Here is a 17,062-nt window from a genome sequence, read left to right on the forward strand (position 1 = left end):
CACAAAATACCCAAGTGAATTCTGGCGACTGGCACCTTTATTCTGTTTGATAAATATATAAAGCCTGTTTTACTTCTGTTAGCGCAGCCGGGCGTAGCCCATTCACCAATTCTACTAGACATCTCCGAAAAAGAATGTAGAGACGCGAAATTTCGCGTCTCTACAAGGGTTCTAGATAACGCATATTTAATTTCACCAGATGTCTACTGTAACACTTAGGTTGAAGTGGGTTCATTCTCTCTCAAAGCGATCGCCTGCTTGATGAATGCTTCTAAGTTTTGGGTGGGAGTGGGATTGTCGACCAGAAGGTTGATTGATACTTTTAGAGCTTCACGAACTGAGTATCGCCAATCAATATTTACCGCTAATCGCACTGCAATCTGAATATATTGCCGGGAATCATCTGCAATTGTCTCTGTTACACCGATAGCTTGCAAGAAACCATAGGAGTGACGCCCTCGCATAAACTCACCAGCAGAAGTGACAATCGGTAAATGAGAAGCGATCGCATCCAGTGTTGTGTTACCACCCGCCCAGTCTAAGGTATCTAAATAAATGTCTGCCAAAGAAAGCAAGTCAAAATAATCCTCACGGGGTAAGACAGGAGAGAATACACAATAGTCAAGACTATCTAACCCTACAGCCGCAAATGCCCGTTTCAGACGTTCTTGAGAAATCCCAGAGCGAAGGAACATAAACTGAGCATTGGGAACTTGACGGGCAATTTCTGCATAAATGTCATCGTGCTGCGGTAGATATTTATAGGCAGCTTGACTAGAGATGTAGACAATAGCATCTTCTCGTAATCCAAAAAATAATCGGTTGCGGCGAACTGAGTTAACTTTAATCGCAGGATAGGAAATCCCAACACCAGGCAAACGTACAAGGCTTTCGGTGTAGTGATATTGCCCATTCACAGGCTCCATCAGTTCACTTGATAAGAAATAATCAATGGTGGGCAGTCCAGAAGTTACAGGTTGCCCCCAAGTCATACATTGAATCGGTGCTAAACGGAGTCCAGCAATACATAGTGTTGTGGCATCCATTCCTAATTCTGGAAAAATTAATACATCAAGGTGATCATCAATAACTTGTTGACAAACCTGTTCTAAATTATTCGGCAAATGATAGAACTTTGTACTATAGGACTGAAATAATTGAGTAGCAGCATCAATTTTATGTCCGATGTGATATGAATAAATTTCAAACTTTTGATTATCTGCATATTTAAGCCAGTTTAAGAACAAAATTGTTCCGCTCCAGCTACACAAAAAATAAGAAAGATAGCCAATTCTAATTCGCTGATTGTTGCTAATAGAAGGAATCGGACGCACTTGATTCCATTGCGGATAATTTGCCGCCATAATTTCGTGAACTAGCCGTCCATATTGCTGCTGTAGTACCAGATCATTCTTTCCCTGATATGCCAGAAAAAAGTTTGTATGATGGCTGATTTCTATTAAAGCTTTTTTATGCTCATCAGGGCTATTCATTGTGATTTCTTGAATGAGTTTTTCTAGCCCATCCTGAAACCATGCCCGGTAGGTATCAATCTCTTCAGGAGTATGATAAATTTCTGGCAGCATCAGATGACTCAACATCTTAAATATGTAGTTTTCAGGAAACTTCTCCGTGACCTGTTGAGCGAAGTTACGAGCTTCCAGATACTTGTGGCTTTGCTTGAGGGCAATGGCTAATACCGTTCTGCAATGTTTGGATAGTCGCTTGCATCTGACCAGCTTTATACAAAACATCACTTAGCTTCAGATAATAGTCAATCTGGTGCGGACAACTGGATAAATAGTTGTTGTAATAGGAAAAATAATGAAATTAATATCTCTTAATTCATTAATTAACATAGCGTTGCAATGACTAATGGCAAGCTGCTTTGCGTATAAGCACTACTATATATGTTTTTACAGCAATGCCATCAGTAACCGAGATATTCTCACAGCTAACTTAAGGGCATGGGGCATTGGGAATTAATCACAAATGACAACCCTTACAAGGTTTTACCTTGCCAATGCGATCGCTGCATTTTTTCCCCCAAAGCTAAACTTGTAAATATTTCAACGTTAGTAACAATTGCTTGAGCATTTGCAGCAATTGCTTATACATTTACAATAAATGCTTAAGCAAAACTTATAATTGTTTCAACGTTAGCAACAATTGTTTATAGATTTGCAGCAATTGCTTATACATTTACAACAAACGCTTAAGCAAAATTTATAATTGTTTCAACGTTAGCAACAAATGCTTAAACAAAACTTATAAATGATGTGTCCAGGCTAATTTACCTTACCAATGCGATCGCAGCATTCTGTCCACCAAAGCCAAAACTCAAACATAATACCTGCCGAATTTTACTTAGACGTGCTGCTGTAACGATATCTAAATCAAACTCGGACTGCTGCAATCCTACACAAGGCGGCAATATTTGATCGTTTAATGACATGAGAGAAAAAGCTACACCTAAAGCTCCAGATGCTCCTAGTGTATGACCTGAGCTTCCCTTGGTGGAACTAACTGCCACCCCTTGGGGAAACAAGCGTTGGATTACCATGCTTTCTATGCGGTCATTTAGCTGAGTAGCTGTGCCATGAGCATGAATATAATCAATATCGGCTGGTGACAAACAACTACGTTCTAGACATTGTTTGATGGCAGCGATCGCACTTTTCCCTTCAGGTTCTGGTGAATTGGGATGATATGCGTCGTTAGTTAAGCCAAAACCGAGAATTTCACCATACACTTTTGCTTGACGCTGCTTTGCTAACTCTGCTGATTCTAAGACAAACACAGCTCCGCCTTCGCCCAACACTAAACCTTCCCGGTGCGAATCAAAGGGATAAGCCCCAGTTTTTGCCAAAGCACCCATCTGCTGAAACCCAGCTAAAGTTAAGGGTGTAATCGGTGCTTCCACTGCGCCAGCTAGAGCCTGTTGACATTGCCCAGTTTGGATAAGCAAAGCTGCTTGGGCAATAGACCAAATTCCCGTTGCACAAGCTGCCATCGGTGCCAAAACTATCCCCGATGCACCGATTTGTCTAGCAGCTGCGATCGCATTCATCTGAGGTAATGTATCTAGCCAATTTCCCAAAGAGGACACGGGTAAATTCTCCCTATACATTTGCCTTGCCAACATTTCCCAAGACGCTTGATAAGAGCGACTTGATCCAATGACTACAGCACAATCAGCTAAAGGTGCAACTAACCCGGAATCTTGCAAAGCAGAAGCAACAACCATCTGAGTTAACATTCTCAACTCAGATGGTTGTTGACTAATCAAACCTAGAGGAAGTGGTGTAAGTTCTGGAAATGGTTGATGTAATCGAATTCCAGATTTACCTGCGATTAAATTTCGCCAACTATCCTCCAAGCTTCCACCCAAGGCGGAAATTAAACCAATACCAGTGACACAAACCTTCACTAATTTAGGAGTTAGGAGTTAGGAGTTAGGAATTATTTCACTACCTTCCCTGTTCCCCTGTTCCCCTGTTCCCCTGCTCTTTTGCTCCTACTGTCCACCAGGTGTTTTCAGATTTTCAGCACCTTTGGTGACTTTAGCGGAGTCAATGCGATCGCCTTGCTGAATTTTGTTCACTACATCGAAGCCTTGAGTGACATTGCCAAACACGGCGTAGTTACCATCCAAGAAGGCTAGATCCGCTAAAGCAAAGTAAAACTGAGCAGAAGCAGAATCTGGTGGTTGCGATCGCGCCATCGCTACTGCACCCTGCTTATGGCGCAATACGACGGCTTGAGCAGTAGCATCAAATGGTTTATTATAAATCGGAGTATCTGAACCTTTTGGCTTAACTTCTAAAGGTATGTAGCGAGCATTTCCCGTTTTTGGATCAATATAACTACCTGTTCCCAGTCTATCTACCGGAACTTTCGGGTCTTTGCTTTGAGGATCGCCCCCTTGAACTACAAACGGTTGGGGTTCGCGTACAACTCGATGGAAAGCTAAACCATCGTACACACCCTTTTGCACTAAATCTACAAAGTTGCCAGCTGTAATTGGGGCATCAGTGCCGTCTACTTCGATAGTAATCGGCGAGCCTTTAACCGTCAGCACCACAGTAGCCTTGCCTTCGAGCCTTGGTAAATCTGTCATTCCAGGAATACTCTCACTATTAGTTTGAGATACAGAGGTTGCTTCAGTAGTTGTCTTGGTGCTTGCCTCGCTTGTTGTTGAGGTAGCTGTCGAGGTTGGAGAAGATGTATTAGAAGCGACTTGCTGTGTTGAACATCCTCCCAACATCAAGGAACTGATAAGCACAAGAGAAAGCAAAAATTGTGAAATTTTTAACCGCATTGCCAGTTACTGATTCAACCACAGTATCTTATCCTTTCGAGGGACATTAAGCATTGGGAATTGGGAATGGGGAATGGGGCATTGGGCACTGGGCATTAGGCATTAGGAATGGGGAATGGGGCATTGGGCATTGGGCATTGGGCATTGGAAAAACTCTTGGTTTATCCCCTCTACAACACTTAGACAACGCTAGACAGAATTGAACACTATTAGGCATTGCCCCGATTGCTTCCTCTTTCAACCTAGCAGTGTCGCACTCACCAGTCCACAAGCTTAAATTTGGATAGAGCTTATTTTATTTCAAATAGTATGTTCAATTTAACAGAGAGTTTTCTTCCCCCTTGTTTACCGGTTTATCCCCTTGTGCCCAATGCCCCATGCCCCATGCCCCATGCCCCATGCCCCATGCCCAATGCCCCATGCCCCATGCCCAATGCCCCATTCCCAATGCCCCATGCCCAATGCCCCATGCCCAATGCCCAATGCCCAATCCCTTACAATCCTTCTAGTGACACTGCCAAGAAGCGGGCTAACTTTGCACCTTCTGTTTCCAACTCTGTTAAAGATAACGGTTGTCCAACCCGTGTTAAGGGTATATCTCGCCGACCCTTAATGCGTAGATAGAGGGCGCGACGGGGATTAAGACCTTCTTTTACGTCTATTCGCACAGATTGCACATCTTGTATGCGGCCGTCAATCTCAATTCGGCGGTTTTTGCCAGGAAACCCCCAACGGAAGATTTTGATTGTGCCAGTTTCCTGATTAAATTCGTTATAACCGCCTCCTACATCTAATAAAATCACTAGCCACAGGTATGAGGCTAATAGCAAGCCAGCAGCGCCATATAAGCCCATCACCAATCCTTGGGGGACGAATATCAGTTGAGTTGCATCGGTAACTATGAGTAAATTAATCTTTAAATAACTGGATATCCCAGCCAATAAAAAGCCGCTTGCTCCCAAGGTAACGATACTTGCCCACCAGTAGTTACTGAACCGACGGGAACCGAGAACATTTTGATGCAGGAGGCGATCGCCTTTGTTAATCGTTGTTGATGCCGTCATTGAACTACCATTGCCCGTGAAATACTAGCACACTGAATGTTTTTGCATTGAGTGGTGGCTCTCTGTGCATTTTACCAAACATTGTTGACAAAAACTCAACTGCGCCCTTGCCTGTTGCTGCTAGCCACGTAATCCATATCCATAGAATTTTCTGTCTTCCCTGCTCCCCTGCCCCACTGCCCGCCTCTCCCTGCGTCTTTTTGAACTCTTGGCAATGAGTTATCTACTTACGGCCATCTGCACTAAAATTTATTCAGAATTTCTGAGAAAAGTTGTGTCAAATTGTAAAAATTCTGATATTCATAATTTATAAGGTTTGTGTTTCATATCCTGATTTGCTTGTTGTGTATCAGGCAAAAACTCGGACTAGTGTGATAAATTAAGAATCATTAAGTTACCACAAGCTAGATTACTAGCCGATGGTACGTGTAATGTCATAACCCTGAGAAATGGTGACTTCACTGGTCGGCAAGCTCTCAGAATCTCAGTTGATTTCAGGCTGTTGAGATTGTCAAAAAAACGTTAATTCCTCACGGCAGTCGGTTACACTAGCTGTCCGTACTCCCTTAGAAACGTTGCAATTTTAGTAAAAAAAGAGGATTTTAGTCCGATGACCATCGCAGTTGGACGTGCCCCCAGTAGAGGGTGGTTTGACGTTCTAGACGACTGGCTCAAGCGCGATCGCTTCGTATTCGTAGGTTGGTCAGGGATACTATTGTTCCCCTGCGCCTTCCTAGCACTAGGCGGTTGGCTGACCGGTACCACCTTCGTCACCTCTTGGTACACCCACGGATTAGCCTCTTCCTACCTAGAAGGTGCTAACTTCCTAACAGTGGCAGTATCTACCCCCGCGGACAGCATGGGACATTCCCTATTGCTGTTGTGGGGGCCAGAAGCTCAAGGCGACCTCACCCGTTGGTTCCAATTGGGTGGTTTGTGGCCATTCGTAGCTCTACACGGAGCCTTCGGTTTGATTGGCTTCATGTTGCGGCAATTTGAAATTGCGCGTCTAGTAGGTATCCGTCCTTACAACGCCCTCGCCTTCTCAGCTCCGATTGCGGTATTCGTCAGCGTGTTTTTGATGTATCCCTTGGGACAATCGAGCTGGTTCTTTGCACCAAGCTTTGGCGTAGCGGCAATTTTTCGATTCCTACTATTCCTGCAAGGCTTCCACAACTGGACACTCAACCCCTTCCACATGATGGGCGTTGCTGGTGTATTGGGTGGTGCTTTATTATGCGCCATTCACGGAGCCACGGTAGAGAATACCTTGTTTGAAGACGGTGAAGGTGCTAACACCTTCCGCGCCTTCAATCCAACCCAGTCGGAAGAAACCTACTCAATGGTGACAGCAAACCGTTTCTGGTCACAGATTTTCGGGATTGCTTTCTCTAACAAACGCTGGTTGCACTTCTTCATGTTGTTTGTGCCAGTCACAGGCTTATGGATGAGCGCCGTCGGCATCGTCGGTTTAGCACTCAACCTGCGGGCTTATGATTTCGTTTCCCAAGAATTACGGGCGGCGGAAGACCCTGAGTTTGAAACCTTCTATACCAAAAACATTTTGCTGAATGAGGGTATCCGCGCTTGGATGGCTCCTCAAGATCAACCCCACGAACAATTTGTATTCCCTGAGGAGGTATTACCACGTGGTAACGCTCTCTAATAGACCAAATATCTTAGGCGGTACTGGACGCGACCAAGAATCCACTGGGTTTGCTTGGTGGTCTGGTAACGCACGTTTAATCAACCTATCTGGCAAACTACTGGGTGCTCACGTTGCCCACGCTGGTTTGATTGTATTCTGGGCTGGAGCGATGACCTTGTTTGAAGTCGCTCACTTCATTCCTGAAAAGCCCATGTATGAGCAGGGCTTGATCTTGTTACCTCACCTCGCTAGCCAGGGTTGGGGTGTTGGTGCTGGTGGTGAAGTTATCGACACCTTCCCCTACTTTGTTGTTGGTGTACTCCACCTAATTTCTTCAGCCGTCCTTGGCTTTGGCGGTATCTATCATGCTGTCCGTGGCCCAGAAACCTTAGAAGAATACTCTTCTTTCTTTGGTTACGACTGGAAAGACAAGAACAAGATGACTAATATCATCGGGTTCCACCTGATTATTTTGGGAGTCGGTGCACTGCTGTTAGTAGCAAAGGCAATGTTCTTTGGTGGGTTGTATGACACCTGGGCACCAGGCGGTGGTGATGTTCGGATTATTACTAACCCGACACTGAACCCAGCAGTTATTTTCGGTTATGTAATCAAGTCTCCCTTCGGTGGGGAAGGCTGGATTGTCAGCGTTGATAACTTGGAAGATGTGGTCGGCGGTCACATCTGGATTGCCTTTATCTTGATTGCTGGCGGCATTTTTCACATTCTTACCAAGCCTTTTGCTTGGTCACGTCGTGCATCCATCTGGTCTGGTGAGGCTTACCTCTCCTACAGCTTGGGCGCTCTCTCCCTGATGGGCTTCATTGCCTCAATCTTTGTTTGGTTTAACAACACCGTTTACCCCAGCGAATTTTACGGTCCTACGGGCCCAGAAGCTTCTCAAGCTCAAGCTTTGACCTTCTTGATTCGTGACCAACGCTTGGGTGCTAACGTCGGTTCTGCCCAAGGCCCTACAGGATTGGGTAAATACCTGATGCGCTCTCCCACTGGTGAAATCATCTTCGGTGGTGAAACCATGCGCTTCTGGGATTTCCGCGGCCCTTGGTTGGAACCTCTACGTGGCCCCAATGGTCTTGACCTGGAAAAAATCAAGAACGATATTCAGCCTTGGCAAGCTCGTCGCGCTGCTGAATATATGACCCACGCTCCTCTGGGTTCTCTGAACTCCGTAGGTGGTGTGGCTACCGAGATTAACTCCTTCAACTACGTATCCCCTCGCGCTTGGTTGTCAACTTCTCACTTCGTACTAGGATTCTTCTTCCTAGTTGGTCACTTGTGGCACGCTGGTCGCGCACGGGCTGCTGCTGGTGGTTTTGAGAAAGGAATTAACCGTGATACTGAGCCAGTGATGTTCATGAACGACCTTGACTAGGTTGTAAAGTTTATTTCATCACTGATAACTAAATGATTTAGAGGCTCTTGCGTAAAAGCAAGGGCTTTTTTATCGGAAAATTAGTAATCTGCTGATTAAAGTGAGCGACTTACCAAGGGAATTAATACTATGAGCGACTCTAATTTTATTGAGGCTTTGCGATGGACAGCTGAAGCTAAAGAAAAGTTACAAAATATTCCCTTTTTTGTCCGCGCTCAAGCTAGAGCCAGAATTGAACAACTGGCTCGTGAAGCAGGCCAAGAGATTGTGACAGCCGATTTGGTAGAACAGGCTAGGCTTGAGTTTGGACAATAAAATATTCTGGAGGTCGTAACAATCACAGTCGCCAAGAATCGAGCAGACCGAGTAATGCTTTACGACATTAGCTGGCAACAGTTTGAAAATCTTCTAAAAGACTTGGGAGAGCATCGGGCAGCACGGTTAGCTTACGATCGCACTACTTTAGAAATTATCATACCTTTACCTGAACACGAACATTATAAAGAAGTCATTGGCATTGCGGTTCAAGACATCGCTGAAGAGTTGGCTTTTGCAAATCAAGATTTTGACTTTGTTTAGATTTTTAATTTTGACTTATTCAATCCAAAATCTAAAATCGTTCGACTGAGCGGAGCCGAAGTCCAAAATCTAAAATTCGTTCAACTTCCTCCCACATTCATTGCTGCTAAAAAAGCCTTTTGGCTCACATCTCTGTAAACTGTATTTAAATACTTCATTACTACATCACTCGAAGTTGAATTTACTGTATTTTCCTCTTCCTTCGCTAGAGGGATTGCTCCTAATACATCTAATACCATCTCACTCGTGGACGGCGCAATCACTACCAATGATGATTCTAGTGGTTCATTGTATTGCCAAAAAGAGTCAATTTTTACCGAGTATTTGTTATTAGGAATTGACTGTTGAATATCGGGCGTTTTTGTGGTATTGGGTTGAATCTTAGCACTACGTAATTGACGTAAATCGCTGATAATTTGCTCTTTGGTACGTCCGCGCAATTGAAATAGTACAAAGGGGTCTTCACTGAAGCGATCGCCTAACTGATAGTATACCGCACCAATATGTTTACAGGGATTTACTTTATCAGGACAAGAGCATTTACTCTGGATATCAGCAAGAGTAAAAGGAAATATCGAAAGCCCATTAGCTGTGAAGACTTCTTCTATATTTTGTGGCATTTCTCCTGCTAGTAGCTTGGCAGCAAAAATTGCCCTTTGAGACATGGTTTCAATTACATAACCCCACTGTTCATCGGTAAATGGTTCAAGGGAAAGGGAAACTTTATAAGGTTCTACTTCACTACCTTGCACCCTAGCCAATACTTTCGCACCTTTAAATTCAATGCTCAAAACATTTCCCTGACGAGAATAGTTTCTCGCACGTTCTAAACGCTTTTTAAAGCGATAGGAATCTAGCAAATCTAGCCATTGTTGTGACCACCATTCTCGGCTTGCTTGTAATGTGTAATTAGTCATAAGTCAATTCAAAATTCAAAATTATGGAATAGATAAGTTGATCTCGTTCTGTGACAGTTATCTCAGACTATAGCGTTTATCGTTGGGAGCATATTTAGTTTCGCAAATATACGCCTACAGACAGGAAGTCTGGCACTACACAAGGGCGTAAAACCTTGAATTTATTACAAATTACGAATTACGAATTATTCCATCCCCGCCTTGCGCCGCAACCGCTCAACCAATTGACGCGTCGAATCCAAGTTCACATTACGCAGGCGCTTTTGGATTTCCAGGGCAGCCAGTGCCAAGGGTAACGCCTCTGCGTAGTGCCCTTCCTTCTCGATAACTCGCGCCAGACCAGATTGAGCATTAGCTACCAGGTCTTGCCGTCCTACTTCTTGCACCAAGGCTAACTGACGCTCGTACCAGGAGCGGGCTTCCGTAGGGCGATCACGGTCAAGGGCTAGATTTCCCCGGTTGCCGTAGAGAGTTGCTTGTTCTTGTTTATTTCCTAGTTTTTCTTCTATCACCAATGCTTGCTTGTAGTAAGACTCAGCGCGATCGTAATTTCCCTGCGATCGCGCAACTGATCCTAGATTGTTGAGGGCGCTCGCTTCACATGTTTCATCTTCCAACTCTCGGTAAATTGCTAATGCCTCCTGATACAAGCGCTCCGCATCTGGCCAGTCCTGGCATTGCTGTGCAATTAATCCTTGCAGACGGGTTGCAAAAGCCTTATCCCGAAGGCCACCGTCCCGCTCTATGACCTGCGCCATCTGAGCCGCCCAACTTGCTGCCCGATCTGTCTCCCCCCGATTGTAGTAAATCCAGGCAACATGATAAGCACCCCAACCAGCATCGCTCCACTGACCGAGCGCCTTTCCCGCCTGATATCGCCACTCACCCAAGCGCACCTCCTCATCCCAGTAGCCTCGAAACCAGAGGAATTTAAACAAAGCGGTTTCCAAATCGATGAGCATCTGGGCAGCCTGTCGGTCTTTCAATTCACCGGGGATACCTGCCATCTCCCGCAGGGTTGTCGCCACGCCCTCTAGATTCTGCCACTCGGCTTCCAGCTTGTCATGGGTTTTGTAGGCATCTTTGTCATCACCCCCGTACTTCTGGGCAAAGTCCACCCAGTAGCGCAAAACTTTCCCTTGGACAGCAGGGTCAAACCGAATTCCACTCGCTAGGGGTGCAGTCCTAACGGTATCCGTTCCGCCCACAGCTGCCCGGACATAGGTGCGGGTAAGGGGGTGCAGTCCAAACCGTTCTCCATCCAACTCATTCACTAAAGATAGTGTTACCAACTGCTCTAAAGAAACGTGGATCTCGGTGATGGCTAAATCCGTAGCATCTGCCAGTGCTGTGGTTTTTGCTGGTGTCAGAAATACAACCAGGGCAGACAACACTGTGCGATCATTTCCAGAGAGAGTTTGGGCAGCATCGGCAAACAGAAATCCATAGAGATCAGCGGATTTGGCGGCATTCCGCAACCGCTCTAGAGCAACACTAATGAAGTAGCCTTTGTGTGCCACCTGTCCCAATGTCCAATCCAACGCTAGGGGGTTGCCACCAGACGCTTCATATAAAGCGGTCAATATCTCTGGCTTGGTTGCGTTTAGTTCCTGGGCTAGACGGGGGTGCGACTTTCCCTTCGCCTGCATTAACTCCAAAGCTTCTGCCTCCAAAAGACGATCTAAGCGGATGGTGAGGGCGCTTTCCCCAGTACGGCGGCGGCTGGTGATGATCGCTTTGTTGGGGGTGGGCAGTTTCCGCACAAACTCGGCAATCATATCGCGTTCTTCTGCATTCAGCGTTTCCAAGTTATCCCAAATCAACAGGGTGCGCCGTCCCCGCAGCGCATCGAGAAGGGCGCGGCGGCGTTCTGTAGCATCAGTCATTTTCACAATATCTGTCTGTCCCAACCCTTTGGCAAATTCTCGGCAGAAGCTATCGAGAGAAGACTGGGCGAGGGTTTCTTCCCGCACTCCTTCAGCTGAGAGCCAGGTAGTCTTGGCAGAAACAAACAGGTAGGCATCAAACAAGGCTTGCTTACGGGCACTGTGTGCTACCTCTAGCGCTAACGCCGTTTTGCCCATGCCACCAATACCATCGATCGCTACACCCCAACCGCGTTCCTCTGGTGAAAGTGCGTCCAAACAACGGGCGATTTCTTCTTTTCGTCCCACAAACACATCGTTATAGCGAGGCAGGTTATCAGGCAGACTTGCCGGGCGTTGTCCCTGTAACAGGCTTAATCGCGCTTCTAGGCTAGTGACTTCTTTTTGTTTTTCCTCCAGTTCGATTTGCAAATCCACTGGAATACGAATTCCATAACTAGCTTTTTCCTCCTCTAATATCTGGAGGGCGCGACGAGCGCGGGTGAGAGTTCGCTGTAATGCTTCTTGATTATCCATAGGATTTGATAAAAAGAAATCTCAGGATTTGCAGTTGAAAAAAGGCAAAGGGCAGGCAGAGAAACAAGATATCCACTTTTCCCGAATCATTGAGGGCGATCGCTTTTGGCAGACGCTCTGTACATTGGCCCTTAGCTTACTCATCTAAACTTTCTGCGATCGCTTTGAACAGTGCCTCAAAATCTGATTGTATATGAATCTCTTCCGTCAGAGCATTCATATCTTTCAGCAGGTTTATGAGATTAGCAAACATATGACGAATTTCAGTATATAGGTCAATTTCTTCTCTAAATCCCTGTAAATTAGCGGCGCTAACTGTTCTCATAGCGTCATTTAAATCTTGAATTTGCTTTTCCCAATACTCAACATATTTAATTCTTTCAATAGGCTTATAAATTTTGGCATCTGCTAAAACTATGGGGAAGATTCGATGATAAAGTTTTCCATTTTTGGCAATTTCAACTAGTTCATACATGCAATTTTCAGACTTCAAATATTGGTCGCTGACTACCACAATCACGCATTTGCCACGACTCAATCCCTGCATGAATTCTTGAAATCGTTCTTTGTAGCCAATTGCATTTTTATCCCGAATAATTGTAATGCCTTTTGCCTGAAATGCTTTCTCTAGTTGTTGTATAAATAGTTCGCTATGATTATCTCGCCAGGTGTAGGAGATAAAGATTTCCTTTAGGTTACTTTCTGACTCTACTTTACCGATGCTGTTTTGAAAATGACTCAATCGCGCCTCTAGGCTAGCGACTTCTTTTTTTTTTCCTCCAGTTCGATTTGCAAATCTACCGGAATTCTAATCCCAAAACCAGCTTTTTGTTCTTCTAATATCTGGAGAGCGCGACGGGCACGGTTGAGAGTTTTTTGTAATGCTTCTTGATCATCCATAGAGTTATATCAAACATCAATCTAAGATGCTTTTCAATATAAAGATTCAATAGATTCCTTGCAAAAGTCTCGACTTTTAACTATTTCTCTGTGCCTTTACGTGAAGTCAAGAAGTATTTATGCAAGAAGTCTAATGCATAGGAACAAATACAGGTTTGTAGTGTCGTACTACAAGCAAGACAGTTAAGTTTATACTATGAACTTATTCTGCATCATCATCAATTACTGCACTGCGATCAAGTATTAGTAAGTTACGAAGTTGATCTGTATCCATTTCAGTTAACCATTCTTCACCAGCACCCACAACTTGTTCAGCCAATTGTTTCTTACTTTCAATCATGTCATGAATTTTTTCTTCTAAAGTCCCAGTGCAAACAAATTTATGTACTTGCACATTCCGGGTTTGACCAATCCGAAATACTCTATCTGTAGCTTGATTTTCCACGGCTGGATTCCACCATCTATCAAAGTGGAATACATGATTTGCTCGTGTTAAATTCAATCCTACTCCACCCGCTTTCAGGGAAAGAATCATAATCGGTGGCCCTTGAGGATCGTGTTGGAAACGGTCAATCATTTCCTCTCGTTGCTTTTTGCTGGTACTACCATATAAAAAGAATATTTCTCGGCCTAGCTGTTTTTCTAAATAAGGTTTAAGTAATTTACCCCACTCAGCAAATTGTGTAAAGATTAAAGCGCGATCGCCTTCTGCTAAAACTTCTTCTAACATCTCTTCTAACCGCAGAAGTTTGGCTGAATCATGTTGTTCTAATGTCGCTTGTTTCAAATATTGTGCTGGGTGATTGCAGATTTGCTTGAGTTTGATTAGTAAAGCCAATATCATCCCCCGACGTTGTAATCCTTCAGCAGATTCAATCTCTACTAAAGATTGTTCTACAACTTGTTGATAAAGTGCGGCTTGTTCACCAGTCAGACCGCAAAATACGGTCATTTCTTGCTTATCTGGCAAGTCTTGAATAATGTCGCGATCGCTTTTCAATCGCCGCAGGATAAATGGTTGAACTAATGAACGTAACTGAGCCAATGAAGCCGTATCCCCATACTTTTCAATTGGCATGGCAAACCGACGCTGGAAAAATTGCTTATTGCCTAAATACCCAGGATTCAGAAAATCTAAAATAGACCATAGTTCTTGCAGTCTATTTTCTACTGGTGTCCCCGTCAACGCAATCCGAAACGTAGCTGATAATTGCCGCACTGCTTTTGACTGCTTCGCCTCTGGATTTTTTACATTCTGGGCTTCATCTAAAACAATTATCTGCCAAGAGACACTTTGCAATGACTTGATATCTCGATGAAGAAGTGAGTAGCTAGTGACGATTAAATCATGCTTTTTCACTGCTTCCAAAAACGCCTTACCTTTTGGGCGTTTGTCACCGTGATATTGCAAAATTTTCAGGCTGGGTGCAAATTTATTGACTTCCCTTTCCCAGTTGCCTAAAACAGAAGTTGGACAAACTAGCAGTGTTGGATTTTCGAGTGCATCTTGTTCTTTTAGATGTAGAAGAAAAGCAATGAACTGGATAGTTTTACCAAGTCCCATGTCGTCTGCGAGACACGCACCCAAGCCCCAACGTTCTAAGAATGACAGCCAGGCAGCACCTCGTTCTTGATAAGGTCGTAACTGTCCTTGAAAGCCTACTGGTGTGGTCAAAGGTGCGATCGCTTGGTTATTTGTTAGCGCTCCAATCAACTCTTGTAATGCCCCAGAAGACTCAAAGCTGACCACTGGTAATTTTTCAATTACCTGGGTATCCCCTGTACTGAAACGCAAGGCATCTTCCAAGGAAAGTGCCATTTGGTCTTTGCGAGTGGTAAAAAAAGTTTGGGCTGTTTTGATGTCTTGCGATCGCAATTCTACCCACTCACCGTTAATTTCCACTAGCGGACTATTTAAAGCCACAAGTTTATCAAACTCAGCTTTGGAAATAGTTTGTCCACCAATTGCCAATTGCCATTGAAAATTTAGTAGACTTTGCAATCCTAAACGTCCCTGCTTTGTCTTTGGGGTTTCGGCTGTAATTTTTAAACCCAAACGATTCGCCCATCCTTCACGGTTCGCTAAACTGGGAGGCAAAATTACTCCCAAACCACTGTCTTCCAATCTCCAAGCTACAGCTTTGATAAACTCATAAGCTTGAATGGGGTTGATACGAGAAGATTGGGGATATTCGGTTTCAAAACTGGCTACTATTGTTGGATATAATCGGGAAGCTAGCCCCAAACCTCGCAAAAATGTTTCCTGTGGTTGCTCAATTGTGCGATTTTCATAAACCAATCGTTCAACTGGATTGTTCCAAATAGTTGCTGCATCTACCAAAAACTCTGGATTGTCAGCCGCTTGGAGGAAATAGGCCAATATCCAATCTGTTTCGCCAGACTCAGGAGAACGCAATTGAAAACAGGTACGAAATAGAGTTTTAAGAGTTAATTGGTATTGTAGCGGCATAGTCCAAGCCTTCAGTGCCGCTTCTAGTCGTTCCACTTCAATTGCATCTGCATTGACTGTACCAGATGCACTAGTTAAAGTTTGCAACCACTGTTGCACTCCAGATGGTAAAGATGCGATTGCTTTGGCTTCCATTGGAGGTTGGGAACCCGCCATTTCTCGCACTTGGGCATCTATCGTACTGTTAAGAAATCCCAAAAGTAATTCTTGAGGTTCAATTGGAAAGTCTACATAGATTGGGCATTGGGCATTGGGCATTGGGCATGGGGCATGGTTATTTTCCTTGTCCCCCTTGTCCCCCTCATCTCCCTTATCTCCCCCCACTCCCGACTCCCGACTCCCGACTCCCTCTTGATAAGTACGACAAACCAACGGCATGTTCGTAGAAAATTTTTCTAGGCGGGTTCCATCTACAGCACTGTCTAGAAGTACTTGCCAGCTAGTGGCAAATGCACCATCTGATTGTCGCCCAATTATTGGTAAAAACTTACACCGCGAGATTAAATCTAAACTCCACCGGGCAACCTGCGACCAAAAGCGTAAATCTCCTCCTAAAAAGGCATCTTCCCCGTTAGCAGCATTTAGAGGAACAGCCGTGAGAAATTTGACTGCTTCGGTGGGGTTGAGACAAAAACCCTCAACTCGCCACGGTTGCAAATATTGCGGGGAGTCTGTATCTAGCCCCAAGCTGGCAGAATGCACAGGGAAAATCGCTGCTGTTCCTTCTTTACTGCCTTCTGGGATATAAGTTGGCAGGGCAATTATTTGCGAATGCGTTGGCAAACTTACCTCAATAGCACTGGCGGCTTTGCGCGTTCGCCCAGTAGTAGCGCGACTTGGCTCAGTGGCCACCGCAGGCATCGCAACTTGGGGTTGCTGGATGAAGTTGGTAATTGCCATATTCTGGGAACCCAACCACTCATTCAACTCAACTGATGTCATTGCCAATGGATGTAGTGGTATATCTCCAGATCCAGTCGGCTCGAAATTTACTCGTGGCGATCGCCAAGTTTCTCCCCAAATAAATAAACAACCATTTTGATTTTTTAGTAACCAATTTCCGTGTAAAATCGCCATTTGCTAACTACTCAGATTTTCCCAAAACTCAAGAATTAAAATCGCCATTCTTCTACTTTTTACATCTTATCAATCAGATTTTTTAGTCAAATATTGCATATAATAAATATTTTATAAACATTATCGAACAGAATTCAGGAGTCAGAATACAGTAAAGGTATTCTGTACGACTGGTGGATGAATAATCGGCGTTTTTGCACCCCCACCAAATTTTCTTGTTTTGTGGTCAACAAGAAAGTCGCGGGTCTGAATCCCCGACTGATAGCGTCACGCTTTCTCGTGTCCGCGTTC

15 protein-coding genes are annotated in these 17,062 nt (G+C 44.5%); 5 read left to right on the forward strand and 10 right to left on the reverse strand.

Features of this window, described 5'->3' with window-relative positions:
• Positions 1-215 precede the first annotated feature (215 nt).
• The 4 genes from PUQ00_RS28150 to PUQ00_RS28165 form a co-directional block, all read right to left on the reverse strand.
• A complete protein-coding gene (locus PUQ00_RS28150; RefSeq protein WP_300422772.1) occupies positions 216-1,601 on the reverse strand; it encodes an O-linked N-acetylglucosamine transferase, SPINDLY family protein in 1,386 nt (461 codons plus the stop codon).
• A gap of 692 nt (positions 1,602-2,293) precedes the next feature.
• A complete protein-coding gene (locus tag PUQ00_RS28155; RefSeq protein ID WP_300422774.1) occupies positions 2,294-3,430 on the reverse strand; it encodes a beta-ketoacyl-ACP synthase in 1,137 nt (378 codons plus the stop codon).
• A gap of 87 nt (positions 3,431-3,517) precedes the next feature.
• On the reverse strand, positions 3,518-4,321 hold the full coding sequence (locus PUQ00_RS28160; protein WP_300422776.1) for a peptidylprolyl isomerase: 804 nt from the start codon (positions 4,319-4,321) through the stop codon (positions 3,518-3,520).
• 46 nt (positions 4,322-4,367) lie between these two features.
• Entirely contained in the window at positions 4,368-4,538 is a 171-nt protein-coding gene (locus tag PUQ00_RS28165) for a hypothetical protein (protein WP_300422777.1), read from the reverse strand.
• 124 nt (positions 4,539-4,662) lie between these two features.
• Here PUQ00_RS28165 and PUQ00_RS28170 point away from each other — a divergent pair, with 124 nt between their 5' ends.
• Positions 4,663-4,830, forward strand: coding sequence for a hypothetical protein (locus tag PUQ00_RS28170; RefSeq protein ID WP_300422778.1), 168 nt, complete (start codon positions 4,663-4,665; stop codon positions 4,828-4,830).
• Here PUQ00_RS28170 and PUQ00_RS28175 read toward each other — a convergent pair.
• A complete protein-coding gene (locus PUQ00_RS28175; protein ID WP_300422780.1) occupies positions 4,816-5,385 on the reverse strand; it encodes a photosystem I assembly protein Ycf4 in 570 nt (189 codons plus the stop codon). The genes PUQ00_RS28170 and PUQ00_RS28175 overlap by 15 nt on opposite strands.
• 610 nt (positions 5,386-5,995) lie before the next feature.
• On the opposite strand from PUQ00_RS28175, the gene psbD reads away from it, so the two are divergent.
• The 4 genes from psbD to PUQ00_RS28195 all read left to right on the forward strand — a co-directional run bounded on the left by psbD (position 5,996) and on the right by PUQ00_RS28195 (position 9,005).
• Complete coding sequence (psbD, locus tag PUQ00_RS28180; protein WP_300414898.1) at positions 5,996-7,051, forward strand: photosystem II D2 protein (photosystem q(a) protein); 1,056 nt, start codon at positions 5,996-5,998, stop codon at positions 7,049-7,051.
• Positions 7,035-8,426, forward strand: coding sequence for a photosystem II reaction center protein CP43 (psbC, locus tag PUQ00_RS28185; protein ID WP_300422781.1), 1,392 nt, complete (start codon positions 7,035-7,037; stop codon positions 8,424-8,426). Before psbD ends, psbC begins: the two co-directional genes overlap by 17 nt.
• 129 nt (positions 8,427-8,555) lie before the next feature.
• Entirely contained in the window at positions 8,556-8,741 is a 186-nt protein-coding gene (locus PUQ00_RS28190) for a PCP reductase family protein (RefSeq protein WP_300422783.1), read from the forward strand.
• Between the two features lie 54 nt (positions 8,742-8,795).
• On the forward strand, positions 8,796-9,005 hold the full coding sequence (locus PUQ00_RS28195; protein ID WP_335029610.1) for a hypothetical protein: 210 nt from the start codon (positions 8,796-8,798) through the stop codon (positions 9,003-9,005).
• 80 nt (positions 9,006-9,085) lie between these two features.
• On the opposite strand, the gene PUQ00_RS28200 is transcribed toward PUQ00_RS28195, so the two are convergent.
• The 5 genes from PUQ00_RS28200 to PUQ00_RS28220 form a co-directional block, all read right to left on the reverse strand.
• Positions 9,086-9,922, reverse strand: coding sequence for an SWIM zinc finger family protein (locus tag PUQ00_RS28200; RefSeq protein WP_300422785.1), 837 nt, complete (start codon positions 9,920-9,922; stop codon positions 9,086-9,088).
• A gap of 185 nt (positions 9,923-10,107) precedes the next feature.
• Entirely contained in the window at positions 10,108-12,324 is a 2,217-nt protein-coding gene (locus tag PUQ00_RS28205; RefSeq protein WP_300422787.1) for a tetratricopeptide repeat protein, read from the reverse strand.
• A 136-nt stretch (positions 12,325-12,460) separates the two neighbouring features.
• Positions 12,461-13,066 (reverse strand): toll/interleukin-1 receptor domain-containing protein, encoded by a 606-nt coding sequence (locus tag PUQ00_RS28210; RefSeq protein ID WP_300422789.1) that lies wholly within the window; start codon positions 13,064-13,066, stop codon positions 12,461-12,463.
• Between the two features lie 8 nt (positions 13,067-13,074).
• Positions 13,075-13,224 (reverse strand): hypothetical protein, encoded by a 150-nt coding sequence (locus tag PUQ00_RS28215; protein ID WP_300422790.1) that lies wholly within the window; start codon positions 13,222-13,224, stop codon positions 13,075-13,077.
• A 202-nt stretch (positions 13,225-13,426) separates the two neighbouring features.
• The gene (locus tag PUQ00_RS28220; RefSeq protein ID WP_300422791.1) at positions 13,427-16,771 is read right to left on the reverse strand and encodes a DEAD/DEAH box helicase; all 3,345 of its coding nucleotides are present in this window, start codon (positions 16,769-16,771) and stop codon (positions 13,427-13,429) included.
• Between the last annotated feature and the right edge of the window lie 291 nt (positions 16,772-17,062).

Origin of the sequence: Nostoc sp. S13 (assembly GCF_029379315.1) — a bacterium.
Lineage (GTDB): Bacteria > Cyanobacteriota > Cyanobacteriia > Cyanobacteriales > Nostocaceae > Nostoc.